Source organism: Mucilaginibacter glaciei, from assembly GCF_014773245.1.
Classification (GTDB): domain Bacteria; phylum Bacteroidota; class Bacteroidia; order Sphingobacteriales; family Sphingobacteriaceae; genus Mucilaginibacter; species Mucilaginibacter glaciei.
This window is the reverse complement of the sequence record NZ_JACWMX010000001.1, coordinates 351,551-368,801: the sequence shown is the minus strand read 5'-3', so window position 1 is coordinate 368,801 and position 17,251 is coordinate 351,551. Positions and strand designations below refer to the sequence as shown.

Here is a 17,251-nt window from a genome sequence, read left to right as displayed (position 1 = left end):
GAACTATAAATATATGATATAATTACGGCTTATACCAAAAGACGTTTTCTTACAACTATTGGTTGAGTAATTGTTGAAACAGATCAATAAACTGCCCTACCTGCATACCGTCCATCAACCCATGATGCACGGTAATGGAAACCGGCATACTCCTTACACCATCTTGCTCGGTCACTTTACCGAAAGAGATCTTGGGGATGCTATCGCGATAGGTAAAACTGCGGGCGTGGGTTAGCGCTGTAAAATTGACCCAGGGCAATGCTGATGCATGGATAATATTTTCATCGAAAGCCATCATGGGCAAACCTGTTTCGGCTTGTACGCGTTCAATTTCTTTTTTGGCCCCTTTTATAAAATCGGTAAGTGCGGGATGATATTTAATAAACGAGAACCCGAATGTGCCGTTAGGCCGCATAATGGTGGCCGAAACATCCACATCATCATAAATAAAAACCTCATCACCTATAGCGCGATATCTAAAGGCCTCAATTTGATTTATAGCGGTAATACAGCAATGCAGGTAATACAAAAAAAAGGAGATTCCCTGTTCTTTTGCTGTAGGGTAAGCTTTTGTACAATCAACGTTGACTACTGCACTAAAATAGGGCTCTTCAAATCGGTTAAAGAATTGAAAGTGCTCTTTACGTACCCAAGTATCCAGTTCAATTTTAGTCCTCATATTACAAAAAATCCAATATTTCTTTTATCCGCTCAACGCTTTTAAAGCGTTCGTTATCAACACTATGTTCTATCTGTTCGTGCGCCCAGGTGATATGGTAGGGTACGTGTACCGCGTGGCCGCCTATGTTCAGCACCGGCATTACGTCGCTCTTGAGGGAGTTCCCGATCATCATTAGTTCTCCGGGCTGGATGTCGAGATGTTTGATCAGCTTCAGGTAATTGGCATCATCCTTCTCGCTCATGATCTCGATATGATGAAAATAATGGTTCAGGCCCGATTTTTTGAGCTTGCGTTCCTGGTCAAGCAGGTCGCCTTTGGTAGCCACTACTAAACGGTATTTGCCTTTAAGGGCTTCCAATACCTCTTCTACCCCATCAAGCAATTCGATGGGTTGGTTTAGCATCTGTTTACCCAGCTCCATGATATGCTGTATAACCTCAATGCTCAAGGTTTTTTGGGTGATCTTCATGGCAGCTTCTATCATGGAAAGGATGAAGCCCTTTATGCCATAGCCATAAAGCACCAGGTTATCTATTTCTATCTTTAGCAGCTCGCGTTCCAGTTCATGTTGCGCGGCGTAGCTTGCCAGCAGGTTGCAAAATTGTTCTTCCGTTTGCCTGAAGTAGGGCTCGTTAACCCAAAGGGTATCATCGGCATCAAACGCAATTACTTTAATGTTCATGGGGTAAAGATATTAAACTGCGTTCTATTGCGATCCTTACGAGATATACTTTGTAATAAATTATCTCGCAGAGGCGCGAAGACGCTAAGACTTTTTCAATTCTGTCAATATTTGCATCGACAATAAATTATCTCGCAAAGGCGCAAAGACGCTAAGATATTCTAACTTATTCGCGGCATTGCTTGACAAAGCGATTCGCTATAAATATCAATTCTCACATCAAATCCCGCATATCTGAGTTAAAAATCTTATTTTTGCACCCTTAATAAAGTACCTTTTACAATATGAGTATTGCACTATCCGAACAGGAAATTTTCAGACGTGATTCGTTACAAAAACTTCGCGACTTAGGCATTAACCCTTACCCTGCCGAAGCTTATGCCGTAAATGCATGGGCCGATGATATCAATAAAAACTTTGAAACAAATCCTGATAATTATAAACAGGTAACTATAGCAGGCCGTATCATGTCGCGCCGGATTATGGGCAGCGCCTCTTTTGCCGAAATTCAGGATAGTACCGGCCGCGTACAGGTTTACATAAAGCGTGACGATATTAGCCCTGATGATGATAAAACCCTTTACAATACCGTATTTAAAAAACTGCTGGATATTGGGGATTACGTAGGCATTAAAGGCTACGGGTTCATTACCCAAACCGGCGAGGTATCGGTACACGTGCAGCAACTGGACATCCTCGCAAAATCATTAAAACCGTTGCCTGTTGTTAAACGCGAAGAAGACGGCACCATACATGATGGCTTTACCGATCCGGAAATGCGTTACCGCCAGCGCTATGTTGATTTAACCGTTAATCCGACTTATAAAAATATTTTTATCGCCCGCTCTAAAGTGATCAGCAGCATGCGCAATTACTTTAACGCGCAAGGTTGGATGGAGGTTGAAACCCCTATACTTCAACCTGTGCATGGTGGTGCAGCTGCACGCCCTTTTGCTACGCATCATAACACGCTGGATATGGGCTTGTTTCTACGTATTGCAAATGAGCTTTATCTGAAACGATTGATCGTTGCCGGTTTTGACGGGGTGTATGAGTTTGGTAAAATGTTCCGTAACGAGGGCATGGACCGCACGCACAACCCGGAGTTTACCGCAATGGAGATCTATGTAGCTTACAAAGACTATATCTGGATGATGGGCATGGTTGAGCAGTGTTTGGAAACTGTTGCCAAAGCTGTTCACGGCGTGCCTGTTGTGCAGGTTGGCCAAAACGAGATCAATTTTGCAGGCCCGTATGAAAAGCTGTCGATGTATGATTCTATCCTGAAATATACCGGCATAGATGTTTCTGCCAAGGACGAAGCAGGCCTGCGCCAGGTTTGTACCGATCTGGGTATCGAGTTAGATGCGACTATGGGTAAAGGCAAACTGATAGACGAGATCTTTAGCGCTAAAGTTGAGCACAACCTGATCCAGCCGACTTATATTACCGATTATCCCATCGAGATGACACCGCTTGCTAAAAAGCACCGCACAAAAGAGGGCTTGGTGGAGCGTTTTGAGTTGTTTGTAAACGGTAAGGAAATAGCCAATGCTTACTCGGAGTTGAACGACCCTATCGATCAACGCGAGCGTTTAGAAGAGCAACTGATATTAGCAGGCCGTGGCGATGATGAGGCTATGGCCATGGACGACGACTTTTTACGTGCGCTGGAATACGGTATGCCGCCTACATCAGGCCTCGGGATAGGTATCGACCGTTTGGTGATGCTGATGACCAACCAAAGCACTATACAGGAAGTATTATTCTTCCCGCAGATGCGCCCTGAACGGAAAGTTAAAGCGCCAAGTGCCGAAGATTTCATCAACATTGGTGTACCTGCCGAATGGGTGCCTGTGTTAAATAAAATGGGCTTCAATTCTGTTGAAGAACTAAAGGCCGGCAACCCGAATAAAGTATTTAATGACCTGGGCGGGATGCGTAAAAAGCTAAAACTGGAAATTACCATGCCCGTGAAAGAAACCGTGATGGCGTGGTTTGATAACCACTAATCAATTCGGATTAATTAATATTTTAATTAGAGACGCGGTAATTCGCGTCTCTTTTTGCTTTAATAAGTGTTGGTTGATTTAACCACAAAAGATACAAAGATTGGCTAATTAATAACCGCAAAAATCACCAAGCGTTTGAGTTCTTTGTGTTGTTATTGTGTGCTCTCTGTGGTTAAAATCTATTTTGAAATACATTTGTCCTCCTTGGTTAAAAACCTCGTTTGTTAACAAAAACGTAAAGGGAAAAAAACTTTCAATTAATATAGATGGTTTATTTTTATAATCGGACACCTATAAATGAAATGTAATGACAAATTCGATATTAGAAATTACCGAAAACGAATACCTGATCAAACTAAACAGGAGCAATTTTAACCTGTCGTTTATCCGCAGCCTGCTAAAGATCGTTGAAGTGTCTGAACCTGCAAAGGCGCAAAACCAACCCCAGGAGCATGACGATCTGGAAGATTGTATTGATGTAGAAATCCCTAACCGGAACTACGAGCCACAGCAAGGGCACTCGTCTGAACCAGACTATTACAGTAACCTCGACGAGAAATAGTCGTTTTCTTTCTTCTTAGAATTTCTGTTGGCGGAAACCGCCACGCACTACCTGTTGCTTATCCATTTGTGCCATCTGTCCCTTCATCATCTTGATCTGATCGGCAAGCAACTTATTCTTATCATCTTTCGCCGCTTCTTTGAGGTACATTTCTGCTTCGCGCTTATTGCGCTTTGCCATAGAAATACCTGCCAGGCTTAACTTGGCCAACGCAAGATTATGGCCCATATTTAAACCCAATTGAAGGGCCTTCTTAAAGTATTTTTCGGATTTCAACGGTGCCTTGCGCGATTCTATCAAACCGATTAGCAGGTTATAATAGCCCCACTGGTTCTTATGTAATTGCTTTTCATAATCGGTTATCTTGTTTAACCAGGCTTCTGCTTGTTCAGAGTTTTCTTTACGCAGGTAAAATTGGGCTACCAGCATGTTCTCATTAAAAAAGAAGGTAACCAGCACCAAACCGCCGATCAGGAACAAGGGAACTCCCCATCCCCAAAAACCAAATACGCAAAGGGCTATTGACCCTCCCATTATAACACAAGCAATAATTAACCTAACTATATTTGACATAATTTGTAGTAGTGTAAAAACAATGCGCAAATATCGTTATTTGTAACCTAAATAAAACATCAGTATCAATATTTATGGCAGGAGAATTAGAACCCGGATGGAACGCTATATTAGGCGAAGAATTAACTAAACCCTACATGTTCAGCCTGAAGCAATTCTTAGTTCAGGAGAAGGAAGCGGGACATGTTACCTATCCAAAAAATAAAGAGATCTTCAATGCCTTCAATATTACTCCGTTTGATAATGTTAAGGTGGTGATCATTGGCCAGGATCCCTATCACGGGCCAAATCAGGCTCACGGCTTATCATTCTCTGTACGGGAGGGAATCACACCGCCACCATCGTTAAAAAATATTTACAAGGAGCTTACCACAGATATGCCCAGCTTTAAAACACCCCAAACCGGCGACCTGACCAAGTGGGCCGAACAAGGCGTACTATTATTAAACGCTACCCTAACCGTACGAGCTGCTACAGCAGGCTCTCATCAAAAAAAAGGCTGGGAAAAATTTACGGATGCCGCTATCAAAAAATTGGCTGATGAAAAAACGGGTTTGGTGTTTATTCTTTGGGGGGCTTATGCACAATCCAAAAGTGTATTGATCAATCCTGATAACAACCACCTAGTCATTAAATCTACCCATCCATCGCCGTTAGCAGTAAGCCATGGCGGGTTTTTCGGGTCAAAACCGTTTTCTAAAACAAATGATTTTTTAGAGAAAATGGGCAAGAATCCGATTGACTGGCAGATTTAATTATTGAATTAGTGATTTACAGATTTTTACTTATTCACTAAATCACTAATACAGTCATTCAATATTGTTAATATTCCAACGGAATAATAGGTTCCTTTTTGCTGGTGCTCATGATCATCATGGTTTGGAAGGTTTTAACCACCGTAATACGGCTTATCTTTTCCATAATGAGTTGCTCGTATGACTTGATGTCGCGCACATAAACCTTCAGCAGAAAGTCGCACTGGCCCGTAACGTGGTGGCACTCTGTTACCTCTTTGATGCTTTGGATCTCATCCAAAAAGGTTTGGATAGTATTTTTCTGATGAAAATCTAAAGAGATCTGAATAAAGGTTTTAATACCCAGCCCCAGCTTCTCTTCATCCACCAAAGCATGGTAACTCTTTATATAGTGCGCATTTTCCAATTTGCGCACACGCTCTAACGTAGGTGCAGGCGATAAGCCTATCTCGTTAGAAAGCTGCAGGTTGGTTATGCGGCCGTTCTCTTGTAAGATCTTGAGTATTTGGAGGTCTATTTTGTCTAATTCAGCTGCCATGGTACATGCAAATATATATTATTCTGCTTCACACAAAATAAAATTCCATAAAAATCTCTTTCCACAAAACATATTGTTAAATAAATTGTATTTTTAGGCAAGTCTAAAAAATATATTAGAGTTACATAAATGCATACATTAGCCGAAGAGAATTATTTAAAGGCCATTTACAAACTGCAATTACAGGCAGAGAATGTAAGTACCAATCAAATTGCAGCTTCACTGGCAACAAAGGCCTCGTCTGTTACGGATATGCTGCGCAAACTGGCCGATAAGCTTTTGATCAATTACACCCGCTATCAGGGCGTAAGTTTGACAGCAGCGGGCGAGAAAGTTGCTGTTAACATTATCCGTAAACACCGGCTTTGGGAATATTTTTTGGTAGAAAAGCTGAATTTTAAATGGGATGAAGTGCATGATATGGCTGAAGAGATGGAACATATCTCGTCTAACGAACTGATTGATCGCCTGGATAAGTTTATGGATTTCCCCACGCGCGACCCGCATGGCGACCCGATACCTGATTGCGACGGCAATTTTAAACAGAATGACCTTAAACCAATTGCTGCCATTGCTGTTAACTCGGGTGGCATTATTTCTGGCGTGAGAGACCACTCCAGTGCGTTTTTGCAATATCTGGAAAAACAGCAACTAACCATCGGCAAAAAAATTTTAGTGAAAGAGATAATAACTTACGACAACACCGTAATACTGAAAATGGACAATAATGACATACACATCAGCCGCGACGTGGCTAATAACCTTTTGATAGCCATATGACACAGCAGCACGATAGCCACTCGTTGGGAAACGTACACAACACTGTAACTACTGAAGGAAAAACCGGGTGGCGTAAACTACTTTCATTTTTAGGCCCTGCCTATTTGGTTAGCGTCGGCTATATGGACCCCGGTAACTGGGCAACAGATCTGGCTGCGGGCAGCCAGTTTGGCTATCGCTTAATATGGGTGCTGCTGTTATCAAACATGATAGCACTGTTGCTGCAAAACCTGGCTGTAAGATTAGGCATTGTACGCGGGCTCGACCTGGCGCAGGCATCTAAACATACTTACCCGCGCTTTGTTAACTTTTGCCTTTTTATACTGGCGCAAATAGCCATCATAGCCTGCGACCTGGCCGAGATCATCGGTATGGCTATCGGTTTAAACCTTTTATTCGGGCTACCACTGATTTGGGGGGTGTCGATAACTTTATTAGATACGCTTCTGCTGTTATTCCTGCTCAACAAGGGTATGCGCAAGCTGGAGGGATTTATTATCTCGTTGATATTTATAGTGGGCGTAGCATTTTTAGCGCAGATGTTTATTGTACAACCCGATGTGCTGGACATTGCCAAAGGGTTTATCCCAACTAAGCTGAATAATCAGTCACTTTACCTGGCTATCGGCATAATTGGTGCAACAGTTATGCCGCATAATTTGTATCTGCACTCATCATTAGTGCAAACCCGCAAAATAGATCGCACCGACGAAGGTATTAAAACCGCCATCCGGTATAACTTTTGGGATACTACTATAGCGCTCAACCTAGCCTTCTTCGTCAACGCTGCCATATTGATCTTAGCGGCAAGCGCTTTTTTTGGCCGGGGGTACCACGAGGTTGCCGAAATTCAGGACGCACACAAACTGCTGACCAATATTTTTGGTAAGCTGGCTCCTGCCCTGTTTGCCATTGCGCTTATCGCTGCCGGGCAAAGCTCGACCGTTACAGGCACATTGGCTGGGCAGATAATTATGGAAGGCCACTTAAACTTGCGTATAGCGCCCTGGTTACGCCGGTTGCTTACAAGGATACTGGCTATCGTTCCGGCTTTTTTTACCATTTTACACGCCGGCGACGAAGGTTTGGGTAAGTTGTTAATCTTAAGCCAGGTAGTGTTGAGTTTGCAATTGGGTTTTGCGGTAATACCGCTTATCCACTTTACATCAGACAAAAAACGGATGGGGAAATTTGCCACAAAAACCTGGTTGAAAATACTGGCCTGGGTGTTTGCTGTTTTAATAGTTGGGTTAAATGTACGCCTGGTTATACAGGAAATAGATACCTGGGCGGCTGCAAGTGCGGGGGCAGCTAATTTGGTACATTATGTGATCACGCCTATCGCTGTGGGCATCGGTGCTTTGTTAGTGTATGTTTTTTTAAGGCCGCTATTATACAAACACACCGATCAGCCTGTACTTGTACCGCATGGTATTGCTGCTGCCTTAGACAACCTGGAAGCGGTGCATTACAATAACATAGCCGTCACAATAGATTTCTCTAAAAACGATCAGGACTGTATTCGCCACGCGCTGATGCAGGGCGGTAAGCGAGCGCATTACACATTGATACACGTGGTAGAGACCGCAGGTGCCCGTTATTACGGCGGGCAGGTAATGGATAACGAAACCCAAAGCGATGTAGATAATTTAGATAAATACGTGGATGCACTTAAAAAGCTGGGCTATAAAGCCGAATCAAAAATTGGATATGGCGGGGCTGCAACTTCTATCGCAGAGATCATTAACCAAAACAAGATAGATTTTGTGGTGATGGGCTCGCACGGGCATAAGGCGTTGAAAGATCTGATCTTCGGTACAACGGTAAACTCTGTACGCCATAAGGTGAACGTGCCGGTACTGGTTGTTAAACCCCAAAAAAAATAATTGCATATTTGCAGCAGGAAAGCGCAGGATGGAGCAGAAACTATATATCAAGAATAAAAAAGCATATTTCGAGTACATTATACTGGATAAATATACAGCGGGCATTAAATTGCTGGGTACCGAGATCAAATCGATCCGTGAAGGTAAGGCGAATATCAATGATGCTTTTTGCACGTTTATAGATAGCCAGCTTTACGTGCGCAACCTGCATATCTCCGAATACTCCTTCGGCTCATTTTACAATCATGAAGCTAAACGCGACAGGGTTTTGCTACTCAACAAAAAAGAACTTAAAAAACTATCTACCCGCGGAGAAGAAAAAGGGTTAACTATCGTACCCCTCGCCATCTTCATTAGCGACCGAGGTTTTGCCAAATTAGAAATAGGCCTTGCCCAGGGTAAAAAGACCTTCGATAAACGCGAAACCTTGAAGGAACGCGATACCAAGATAGAAATGGATAGAGCGATGAAAAGATAATTTTTCGAGCTTGTGAAAAGCATATATAATATCAAAGTCGCCCTGTCATTAAATATCTGCCTTAACACCGCAATACTCTCAAATAGCGTAATTAAAATCAACGAGAGTTGGATTTTGGCTTTAGTCTTGCTTAATGGTTAGCAAACAAACTAACCATGAGTAAAGAAACAAATATAGCAGCACAGAAAAAATTTGGCGGAGCTGTAAACACCGGGAATTTTGAATTGATGAACGACTTAGTAGCTGAAGGTTGCATAGATCACGATCCGGCACCGGGGCAGGCACCCGGCCCAAAAGGTTATATTGATTTTTTTACAACCATGCGTAAGGCTTTTCCAGACATGGAAATTGAGGTGAAACATTTAGTAGCCGATGAAGATAACGTTTCATTCGCTTACGAACTTACGGGCACACAAGAAGGAGAATTTAATGGAATAGCCCCTACCGGCAAAACTATTAAAGTGCGCGGCATGCAAATCAGCAAATTTACGGATGGCAAGATGACCGAACGTTGGGGAAGTTCTGACGAATTAGGAATTTTAAAGCAGTTGGGCAAAACGATATAAAATTTCTGGAGCGGGCAATTTGTTATAGCATTTTGCCCGCCTTTTCACCAGAGGCTTTTATTTTACCAGGCCCTATCGCCAACCAACGGTACAAACCTGAAGGTATCCAGCACATGGCGTTCATAATCATGCTCGCCCGTTTTTAATACGGTAACCATTTTTTGCGATTGTTCGTCGCCTACCGGAATTACTAAAATACCACCGATATTTAATTGCTTAAGTAAAACTTCGGGCACGGTTGGTGCACCGGCAGTTACAATTATTTTATCATAAGGTGCATGTTCTGCCCTACCTATCGATCCATCACCTAAAAAGAAAGTTGGTTGATAACCCATATGAGGCAATACCTGGATAGTACGTTCATACAATTTTTCCTGCCGCTCAATAGTAACTACTTTAGCGCCCAGTTCCATTAACACACAGGTTTGGTAGCCACAACCGGTGCCAATCTCCAGCACCTTATCGCCCTTGCGGATATGGAGCAACTCTGTTTGGTAAGCAACAGTATATGGCTGCGAAATGGTTTGACCGGCCCCTATCGGGAAGGCAATATCTTTATAGGCCTGGTTCCAAAAGGTTTCATCAAAAAAATAATGGCGGGGAATCTTACCAATTGCTTTTAAAACTCCTTCGTCCTCAATGCCTTTTTTTCTTAAAACCTCTACAAGTCTTTTACGCGCGCCCTGTTCCCTATAATTATCAATAAACTTGTATGCCATTTCAATTACAAAGCTAACATGATTTAGACAGGATTAAACGATTTATGGATTGACAGGATTAATTTCTAATACAGTTGACTGATTTTGAGCGGAGTTATTTGTCAACAATTAATACGGATCCACATCCGGCTGAACAATGCTACCCTTTGCCAGCTTTGTGGTTTGGAACTGGGTGATCACCTCCCTGATGACTGCCTTCGCCTTTACGATAGATATTGTATCGCGCTCAAACTTCAGCATAATAGATTTGATATAGTAATTACGGATGCGATTGATCAGCGGGGGCTCGGGGCCAATAACGCGCTCGCCGAAGTGCTTTCGCAACTCATTAGCCAAGTACTCGGCCTGATTATATAATATCTCGGGATTCTTATGCTTTACATCCAGATTGATGATGCGGTAAAATGGTGGGTAATGAAAGCTTTTACGCTCCTCCATTTCAGTAAAATACAGATCTGCGTAGTCGTTGGCAATAACTTGTTTAATCACACGGTGGTTAGGGTCGTACGTTTGTATCACCACCTTTCCTTGCTTGCCTCTGCGCCCCGCCCTGCCACTTACTTGTGCCAGCATCTGGAAACTGCGTTCGTTAGCCCTATAATCGGGGTACTTAAGTAAACTATCGGCATTAATGATCCCAATTACGGTGACATCAGCAAAATCCAATCCCTTGGCAACCATTTGGGTACCTACTAAAACATCTATTTTTTTTTCTTCGAGGTTATTCAAAATGGTTTGCAGCGAGTTGCGCGACCGGGTGGTATCCAGGTCCATACGCGCCAGCCTTGCATCAGGCATGAGCATAGACAATTCATCCTCAACCTTTTCGGTACCAAAACCCTTATACTCTAAATGTGTGGACCCACAGGCCGGGCATACTGATGGCGTATCTTCTTTATAACCACAATAATGGCAGTGTAGCTTACCGCTATGTTTATGGTAAGTGAGGCTTACATCGCAATTAATGCATTTGGGGGTGTAGGCACAAATACGGCACATCAATATAGGTGCGTAACCACGCCTGTTTTGAAATAATATGACTTGCTCTTTATTGGCAATAGCCTGTTCCATATCAAGCATCAACACACTGGTAAAGTGCGATTGCATGGTTTTATCCTTAGTTTCCTTACCGATGCTTACCACCTCAATTAACGGCAATTGTACGCCGCCATAACGCTCGGCCAGCTCAACCAAACCGAATTTTTTGGTACGGGCGTTAAAATAGGTTTCAAAAGCCGGCGTAGCCGACCCTAACAACACTTTTCCCTTGTGCAAATTGGCTAAGTAAATAGCAGCGTCGCGCGCATTGTATCGCGGCGCGGGGTCATATTGTTTGTAAGATGTTTCGTGTTCCTCGTCAACAATGATGAGTCCAAGGTCATGAAATGGCAAAAACACAGATGAGCGCGCGCCAAGTACTACCTGGTATTCGTTGTCTAAAACCTTGCGCCAAACCTCTACCCGCTCGTTATCATTGAAGCGCGAATGGTAAACGCCTATATGAGTGCCAAAATAAACGCGCAGGCGTTCGATGATATGGGTTGTTAAGGCAATCTCGGGAAGCAGATAGAGCACCTGTTTGCCTGTAGCCATAGCGTCCTCTATCAACCGGATATATATCTGTGTTTTTCCGGATGAGGTAACACCGTGCAAAAGCACCACATCCTTTTCTGTAAGCTGCTGCTGCACCTCTTGCAAAGCAATTTGCTGGGCATTACTCAGCGTAAAGTTAGCTATATCGTCATTCTCGTCATAACCCAATCGACTTACTGTTCTCTCTTCTGCTATAAAAACTTCCTTTTCGATAAGTGATTTGATACTCGAATCGCCTGCGCCGCTTTCTTCTACTAACTCGTTTTTAGTTACGGCCTTTTGCTGGCGCGACAACTTCATATACGCTAAAACTGCGTCGGCTTGCTTAGGAGCACGTTTTTCAAGTATAGTAAAAAGTTCCTTGCGGCTCTCCGGATTATTGTATTCGGGATTGAGGGTAAGGTAAGTTTTACGGCGGGGCTTATACCGCTCGCTTACCTCCTCAGATATATTGATAACATTTTTCTCGAACAGCGACTTCAGGATAGGCATCACCGTTTTTTGGCCTAACAGTTTGGCAATGTCGCTTATCGTCAGTTCGGGCTGAATGTCCAGCGCTTCGGTAATTAAAAATTCTTTGTCGTTAAGTTGGGTACGGTCAAATTCGTAATCACGGTTCAGCATTACTTTCGTTTCGCTGGCCAATTTCAGGGCAGATGGAAGCGCGGCGTTCATTACCTCGCCTTCGTTGCACATATAATATTCCGCAATCCAATGCCAAAATTTAAGTTGCCTTTCCGTCACCACTGGCTTGTCGTCCAAAACTTCGATAATGTATTTAGCCTCGTATTTTTCGGGGGCATGTTCGGTAATAGACGCGATGATGGCGGTATACAACTTACTTTTACCAAATTGTACCACAACACGCTTGCCGGTCTCAACCAGGCTATTCATTTCAAAAGGCACACGGTAAGTATAATTCCTGCTGATGGCCAGCGGCAATATCACTTCTACAAAAAGTGTTTTACGTTGTATATAAGAGCCTTCCGAAAATTCTAACATCAGTTTACTTGTTTCTGATAGCCGCCAATGCAAGCAATACCCACCCGATTATAAAAAGTAAGCCGCCAATAGGTGTAACGGGGCCTAACGCTACCAAACCGGGCATCCCCAGTAAAACGCGCAGCGAGATCAAATATAATGAGCCCGAAAAAAACACGATACCCAGCGTGAAAAGGTAATAAATGCTTACAATAAGCTTATTTTTAAAACTTGCATACGTTGACAAGAATAGCAACGCAAAGACATGGTAAAACTGGTACTGTACAGCAGTTTGCCATACTTCCATCTGCTTAGCTGGTAACGAAGCGCGTAAGGCATGGGCTCCAAAAGCGCCTGCAATTACTGCCAGTGCCCCCAAAACCGATGCCGTCACAATAATTTGTTTGTTCATGCGGTTATAAAAGGCTAAGTTAACCAAATGAAAGTATTACTTTATTGTGGTACAGTAAAATTCTAACTTGCGCCCGCAAATGCGATGAAGAAAATTATAGTAAGTATACTAATTTTAATTGCCGCTACCGCTTACATTACCGTTAAGTATTTCAAAAACTTAAATACATCAGGTACACATGCGGGTAACATAACGCGCACTATACCCAACAATGCCGCGCTGGTACTTGAGTTTGCTAATGAGAAAAGCTTTTATGATATTTTTACCGACAACAAGCTCTTAGGCAGCCTGATAGGCGAACGTAAATTAAGCGAATTGGATACGGTAAGAAAAGTTTTGTTCGGCAATGTAATGCTTGACCAATTATTTAATGGAAGCAACATCTTTGTATCGGCGCACCCTTTGCACGATAATGACGTTGAACTATTGTTAACTGCGGCAGCAGCAAAAGATTTTGACATCACCCAGTTTGACCGTTTGGCAAAGCTGCAAAAAACAGGTTTTGTGATTACACCCTTAAAAATTGGCGATAAAAAAGGTTACACCGTTTATTTTTCATCGTTAAAAAAGCGATTTTATATTATAAATAAAGAGGACAATATTTTTTCGGCAAGCTTTTCAAAAGAGCTATTAGATCAAAGCGCAGCTTATAAAGGCGACCGCGATGATGAATCTTTCCTGCTGCTGCCAGATAAGCAGAATTCCAATTCGCTAGCAAATTTATATGTAAACTACGAGCAGCTTAACCCGCTATTTAACCAGTTATTTAAGAATAATAATTCCGACCTGTTTAAAAGCTTTAAGTTATTACCCGCGCTTGCCGCACTAAACCTGAATTACAAAACAGATGCCCTGATGTTTAACGGATATTCAAATATACTGCATAATAAACCAGCCAGTTACCTAAACCTGTTTGCTTCCCAACAGCCCATGGTAAATGATTTGAAAGAGATTTTCCCATCTACAACGGCTTATGCGATGAGCATGGCCGTATCTGATCCTAAAAAGTTCAGTGCCAATCTATCAGACTTTCATAACAAAGCAGGCCTAAAGGCGGAGCGGGAGCAATTATTCAATAAAATTAAAACGGAAACGGGTATTAATTTATATACAGAATTTAGCAGCCTGCTTGGCAAAGAGTTTGCCGTGGTAACCACCCGTTACCGAGAAAAATTTGCCATAATTACCATTAAGGATGGCTCAAAATTACGGCCCTTTATGAATAACATAAGCGGGATGTTGACAGAAGATGTGGGTCAATTTAATTACGGCAAACTGCCCTTCTTTTTATTGGGCGATGCCTTCAATGGTTTCAGGCAGCCTTATTTTAGGATCATTGACAATTACCTGGTTTTAGCTAATACCGTAAAGGAATTAGAAAGCTATAACGACACTTATTTTAACCGCAAATATTTAAACAAAACAGAGCAATACTTAAGTTTTGATAATCTTTTAGCAGAACGAAGTAACGTGGTATTTTTTATCAATTTTAAAAATTCGCAGCAAATTTTAAAGGCCGATTTAAAGGAAGATGCTTACAACGCCTACAAGAACGATGCACTCTCTATGAGTAACTTTTATGCAGCATCTTACCAAATAGCGGCTGCCGACAAAAACTTTTACACAAACTTCTGCATGCTTAAAAATAAAAAAGATACATTGCAGCTTAAAAAAGAATAAAAGAGGCGTTAAAAATACAACCCTGACCACATAATTACGTTAAAGACCGTAATACATGGCCAAAGGGGTGTGCTAAATGTTTAACTATTACAAAGCGCGCACCTACATCAACAGGAGCGGTGACATATATGAGGATATTCTTACTATCTATTTTTTTTATATTTTTCGTTTCAAGGGTATTCAGTCAGCAATTCTTCCATTATAATACGGGCACCCTTTACGAGGGATTTGAAAACCCTGCAGTACAAACTTTCACACCAGATTCCAGCAGACAATACGCTTTTAACCTTTTTTTACCCAATGTTTACGGCAGCTTCCATATAACGGGTAACGCACAACCCAGTTTAAGAAGCAGGGCCTTTGATGGCAGGTATGAAAATTCAAACTTGCTAATTGGCCAGGGTGCCATTAATCGCCTGCGCGAAAACGCCAACATTTACTTTATTATGTATAAGGCCTTTATCGGCATAAATAATAATGCGGAGTTAGGCTTCTCGGTACAAAGCCGTGAAGAAGGCCGTGGATTTTTGACGGACGAATCTGTTGCTTTATTTAATGGGCCGGGGGCTTTTGCTAATAATACTTACGACAACATTTTCAACAACGATCTGCAATACCAGTCATACCATCAAATAAGCTTTAGCTTTCGCGAAAAGGCGAGTAAGCAGTTTGCGTACGGCATAAAATTAAGTGGCTTGCTGGGGATACAATATCAAAAACTTACGGTTAACCAGTCGCAAATTGAGTTTGACAGGCCAATGGACAGGGCTTTTGTTAGTATGGCAGGCACCTACCTGATAGACTACACACCTGGTAAATTCACACTGCACGATAATTTGCCCACCTTTCGTAATCCGGGTGCGTCAATTACTTTGGGCACCACATACCGTACCCGCGATAATTTTAATTTACAGGCTAACTTAAAAGACCTCGGTTTTATTCGCTGGAGTAACCGCTCTACTACTTATAAATTTAACGCGGCAGACGTTATTGAGGGCTTGTCGACTGAGAATCGGGAAGACAATGTTTTTGGAGCTAACCACCGTATTATACACAGCGGCGCAAATCAGGGTTCTTTTGTTACGGCTACAAACGCCAGGGCAGAATTGAGTGCCAATAAAAGTTATTGGCTTGGCTACGAAAAAAAATTCAGGTACTCGCCTACCATCATCGTATCTAAAGAACTCTTTTATAACGGTTTAACCGTAGCCATGATAAACCCGGTAACTTATAAAAACCTTACGTTAAGTGCTACTACCTCTTATGATCAGTATAAGATATTAAGTGCAGGCGGGCAAATGTTAATTAAATCACCAAACGCCGAGTTCTTTATCGGCAGCGAGAAGCTTATCCAATCGGGCAGGTTGCTACTGGCTGCAAACGGGAATAGTACGGAAATAAACCGGAACTCGTTCTACACGGGAGCCGATATCTTTTTAGGGTTTTCGTTAAAATTTGGTGCGGTGATAGAGCACCCTATGAATGCCAGCGATGTTCCGCTAAATGCCAAACGAACTTTTTTTGATCGTTTATGGAGCCGTTTGTTTAACCACGGAGATTAGCAGCTACACAATACTCTTTTTTACCCCGGCAATAAAATCTTTCAGATAATAAGGCTCAAAGTAAGCCACATCAACAAAGTCACTATTATCAAATTTATCGGCAGCAATTTGGGTAAGATGTATTGCTGAATTGGCAAAACCGTCCAGGAAACGTGCATGGGAGTTGTTTGAGAATACCTCGCAGCATTTGCCGGCCCCATCGCCAAAAAATAAAATATCATTACCCGCTAACAGTTCTGCGAAGCTATCCTTGTCAATGATTTCGGCAGTTATAGGTTTAACCACCTCGCCATTACTGCGGTATATAGCTGTGTAAACCTCCATACGCCGGGCATCGATCATTGGGCACAACAAAGTATGGTTATCAATGTTACCCTGTGTTACAAGGCCCGTTGCCATTGCTGCAAGTGTATCGACAGATATTAAAGGTTTATCCAGAGCAAAACAAAGGCCTTTAGCGGTAGATACCCCTATCCTTAGCCCGGTATATGAGCCGGGGCCACAGCTAACAGCAATGGCGTCCAACTGGGCATAAGTAGCGTTACTTAGCGCCAGAATTTCATCGATATACAAAGTAATCACCTCGGCATGAATGTTACGCTGGTCTATTTCTTTAAAAGCCAACATTTCGCCATCCTTTGCCAAAGCAACGGAGCAGGATGTGGTAGCGGTTTCTATCTGGAGTATTAAAGCCATTTGTTGAAGTCAAAATTAAAAAGTCAAAATTAAAAAAAGGAAAGCTAAACTCAGATGCACAGTTCTGACTTTATACTTTTGAATTTTGACTTAG

Annotated in this window: 17 protein-coding genes; 9 read left to right on the top strand and 8 right to left on the bottom strand. The window is 42.3% G+C overall.

Annotated elements, in window-relative coordinates; all coding sequences use genetic code 11:
• Window positions 1–55 precede the first annotated feature (55 nt).
• Together IDJ76_RS01730 and IDJ76_RS01725 are read right to left on the bottom strand one after the other, a co-directional pair.
• Entirely contained in the window at window positions 56–679 is a 624-nt protein-coding gene (locus IDJ76_RS01730; protein WP_191160093.1) for a chloramphenicol acetyltransferase, read from the bottom strand.
• Between the two features lies 1 nt (window position 680).
• Window positions 681–1,364, bottom strand: a complete 684-nt coding sequence (locus tag IDJ76_RS01725) for an HAD family hydrolase (protein WP_191160091.1) — start codon at window positions 1,362–1,364, stop codon at window positions 681–683.
• Between the two features lie 284 nt (window positions 1,365–1,648).
• On the opposite strand from IDJ76_RS01725, the gene lysS reads away from it, so the two are divergent.
• Window positions 1,649–3,376, top strand: coding sequence for a lysine--tRNA ligase (lysS, locus tag IDJ76_RS01720; RefSeq protein ID WP_191160089.1), 1,728 nt, complete (start codon window positions 1,649–1,651; stop codon window positions 3,374–3,376).
• A gap of 307 nt (window positions 3,377–3,683) precedes the next feature.
• The gene (locus IDJ76_RS01715; protein WP_191160087.1) at window positions 3,684–3,938 is read left to right on the top strand and encodes a hypothetical protein; all 255 of its coding nucleotides are present in this window, start codon (window positions 3,684–3,686) and stop codon (window positions 3,936–3,938) included.
• A 15-nt stretch (window positions 3,939–3,953) separates the two neighbouring features.
• On the opposite strand, the gene IDJ76_RS01710 is transcribed toward IDJ76_RS01715, so the two are convergent.
• The gene (locus tag IDJ76_RS01710; protein ID WP_191160085.1) at window positions 3,954–4,511 is read right to left on the bottom strand and encodes a tetratricopeptide repeat protein; all 558 of its coding nucleotides are present in this window, start codon (window positions 4,509–4,511) and stop codon (window positions 3,954–3,956) included.
• Window positions 4,512–4,585: 74 nt separating this feature from the next.
• Between IDJ76_RS01710 and ung the strand changes: the two genes are divergently transcribed.
• Window positions 4,586–5,266 (top strand): uracil-DNA glycosylase, encoded by a 681-nt coding sequence (ung, locus tag IDJ76_RS01705; protein WP_191160083.1) that lies wholly within the window; start codon window positions 4,586–4,588, stop codon window positions 5,264–5,266.
• 67 nt (window positions 5,267–5,333) lie between these two features.
• On the opposite strand, the gene IDJ76_RS01700 is transcribed toward ung, so the two are convergent.
• Window positions 5,334–5,804: an Lrp/AsnC family transcriptional regulator gene (locus IDJ76_RS01700; protein WP_191160081.1), complete on the bottom strand. Its 471-nt coding sequence runs from the start codon at window positions 5,802–5,804 to the stop codon at window positions 5,334–5,336.
• A 129-nt stretch (window positions 5,805–5,933) separates the two neighbouring features.
• Between IDJ76_RS01700 and IDJ76_RS01695 the strand changes: the two genes are divergently transcribed.
• From IDJ76_RS01695 to IDJ76_RS01680, 4 genes are all read left to right on the top strand, one after another.
• Window positions 5,934–6,584, top strand: coding sequence for a metal-dependent transcriptional regulator (locus IDJ76_RS01695; RefSeq protein WP_191160079.1), 651 nt, complete (start codon window positions 5,934–5,936; stop codon window positions 6,582–6,584).
• Entirely contained in the window at window positions 6,581–8,470 is a 1,890-nt protein-coding gene (locus tag IDJ76_RS01690; RefSeq protein WP_191160077.1) for an Nramp family divalent metal transporter, read from the top strand. Before IDJ76_RS01695 ends, IDJ76_RS01690 begins: the two co-directional genes overlap by 4 nt.
• 28 nt (window positions 8,471–8,498) lie before the next feature.
• Window positions 8,499–8,948 (top strand): SsrA-binding protein SmpB, encoded by a 450-nt coding sequence (smpB, locus tag IDJ76_RS01685; protein ID WP_191160075.1) that lies wholly within the window; start codon window positions 8,499–8,501, stop codon window positions 8,946–8,948.
• 155 nt (window positions 8,949–9,103) lie between these two features.
• On the top strand, window positions 9,104–9,514 hold the full coding sequence (locus IDJ76_RS01680; protein WP_191160074.1) for an ester cyclase: 411 nt from the start codon (window positions 9,104–9,106) through the stop codon (window positions 9,512–9,514).
• 62 nt (window positions 9,515–9,576) lie between these two features.
• On the opposite strand, the gene IDJ76_RS01675 is transcribed toward IDJ76_RS01680, so the two are convergent.
• From IDJ76_RS01675 to IDJ76_RS01665, 3 genes are all read right to left on the bottom strand, one after another.
• Window positions 9,577–10,233: a protein-L-isoaspartate(D-aspartate) O-methyltransferase gene (locus tag IDJ76_RS01675; RefSeq protein WP_191160072.1), complete on the bottom strand. Its 657-nt coding sequence runs from the start codon at window positions 10,231–10,233 to the stop codon at window positions 9,577–9,579.
• Window positions 10,234–10,341: 108 nt separating this feature from the next.
• Window positions 10,342–12,828 (bottom strand): replication restart helicase PriA, encoded by a 2,487-nt coding sequence (gene priA / locus IDJ76_RS01670; RefSeq protein WP_191160070.1) that lies wholly within the window; start codon window positions 12,826–12,828, stop codon window positions 10,342–10,344.
• 4 nt (window positions 12,829–12,832) lie between these two features.
• Window positions 12,833–13,219 carry a DUF423 domain-containing protein gene (locus IDJ76_RS01665; RefSeq protein WP_191160068.1) on the bottom strand — a complete coding sequence of 129 codons (387 nt, stop codon included), beginning with the start codon at window positions 13,217–13,219 and terminating at the stop codon, window positions 12,833–12,835.
• Window positions 13,220–13,303: 84 nt separating this feature from the next.
• On the opposite strand from IDJ76_RS01665, the gene IDJ76_RS01660 reads away from it, so the two are divergent.
• Both IDJ76_RS01660 and IDJ76_RS01655 read left to right on the top strand, forming a co-directional pair.
• Window positions 13,304–14,899 (top strand): hypothetical protein, encoded by a 1,596-nt coding sequence (locus tag IDJ76_RS01660; protein ID WP_191160066.1) that lies wholly within the window; start codon window positions 13,304–13,306, stop codon window positions 14,897–14,899.
• A gap of 128 nt (window positions 14,900–15,027) precedes the next feature.
• The gene (locus tag IDJ76_RS01655; protein WP_191160064.1) at window positions 15,028–16,461 is read left to right on the top strand and encodes a DUF5723 family protein; all 1,434 of its coding nucleotides are present in this window, start codon (window positions 15,028–15,030) and stop codon (window positions 16,459–16,461) included.
• Between the two features lie 3 nt (window positions 16,462–16,464).
• Here IDJ76_RS01655 and tsaB read toward each other — a convergent pair whose 3' ends face one another.
• A complete protein-coding gene (gene tsaB / locus IDJ76_RS01650; protein ID WP_191160062.1) occupies window positions 16,465–17,157 on the bottom strand; it encodes a tRNA (adenosine(37)-N6)-threonylcarbamoyltransferase complex dimerization subunit type 1 TsaB in 693 nt (230 codons plus the stop codon).
• Window positions 17,158–17,251 lie beyond the last annotated feature (94 nt).

Coding starts and splice junctions, on each gene's coding strand:
- IDJ76_RS01730 (WP_191160093.1), bottom strand. CDS start 679: ATGAGGACTAAAATTGAACTGGATACTTGGGTACGTAAAGAGCACTTT.
- IDJ76_RS01725 (WP_191160091.1), bottom strand. CDS start 1,364: ATGAACATTAAAGTAATTGCGTTTGATGCCGATGATACCCTTTGGGTT.
- lysS (WP_191160089.1), top strand. CDS start 1,649: ATGAGTATTGCACTATCCGAACAGGAAATTTTCAGACGTGATTCGTTA.
- IDJ76_RS01715 (WP_191160087.1), top strand. CDS start 3,684: ATGACAAATTCGATATTAGAAATTACCGAAAACGAATACCTGATCAAA.
- IDJ76_RS01710 (WP_191160085.1), bottom strand. CDS start 4,511: ATGTCAAATATAGTTAGGTTAATTATTGCTTGTGTTATAATGGGAGGG.
- ung (WP_191160083.1), top strand. CDS start 4,586: ATGGCAGGAGAATTAGAACCCGGATGGAACGCTATATTAGGCGAAGAA.
- IDJ76_RS01700 (WP_191160081.1), bottom strand. CDS start 5,804: ATGGCAGCTGAATTAGACAAAATAGACCTCCAAATACTCAAGATCTTA.
- IDJ76_RS01695 (WP_191160079.1), top strand. CDS start 5,934: ATGCATACATTAGCCGAAGAGAATTATTTAAAGGCCATTTACAAACTG.
- IDJ76_RS01690 (WP_191160077.1), top strand. CDS start 6,581: ATGACACAGCAGCACGATAGCCACTCGTTGGGAAACGTACACAACACT.
- smpB (WP_191160075.1), top strand. CDS start 8,499: ATGGAGCAGAAACTATATATCAAGAATAAAAAAGCATATTTCGAGTAC.
- IDJ76_RS01680 (WP_191160074.1), top strand. CDS start 9,104: ATGAGTAAAGAAACAAATATAGCAGCACAGAAAAAATTTGGCGGAGCT.
- IDJ76_RS01675 (WP_191160072.1), bottom strand. CDS start 10,233: ATGGCATACAAGTTTATTGATAATTATAGGGAACAGGGCGCGCGTAAA.
- priA (WP_191160070.1), bottom strand. CDS start 12,828: ATGTTAGAATTTTCGGAAGGCTCTTATATACAACGTAAAACACTTTTT.
- IDJ76_RS01665 (WP_191160068.1), bottom strand. CDS start 13,219: ATGAACAAACAAATTATTGTGACGGCATCGGTTTTGGGGGCACTGGCA.
- IDJ76_RS01660 (WP_191160066.1), top strand. CDS start 13,304: ATGAAGAAAATTATAGTAAGTATACTAATTTTAATTGCCGCTACCGCT.
- IDJ76_RS01655 (WP_191160064.1), top strand. CDS start 15,028: ATGAGGATATTCTTACTATCTATTTTTTTTATATTTTTCGTTTCAAGG.
- tsaB (WP_191160062.1), bottom strand. CDS start 17,157: ATGGCTTTAATACTCCAGATAGAAACCGCTACCACATCCTGCTCCGTT.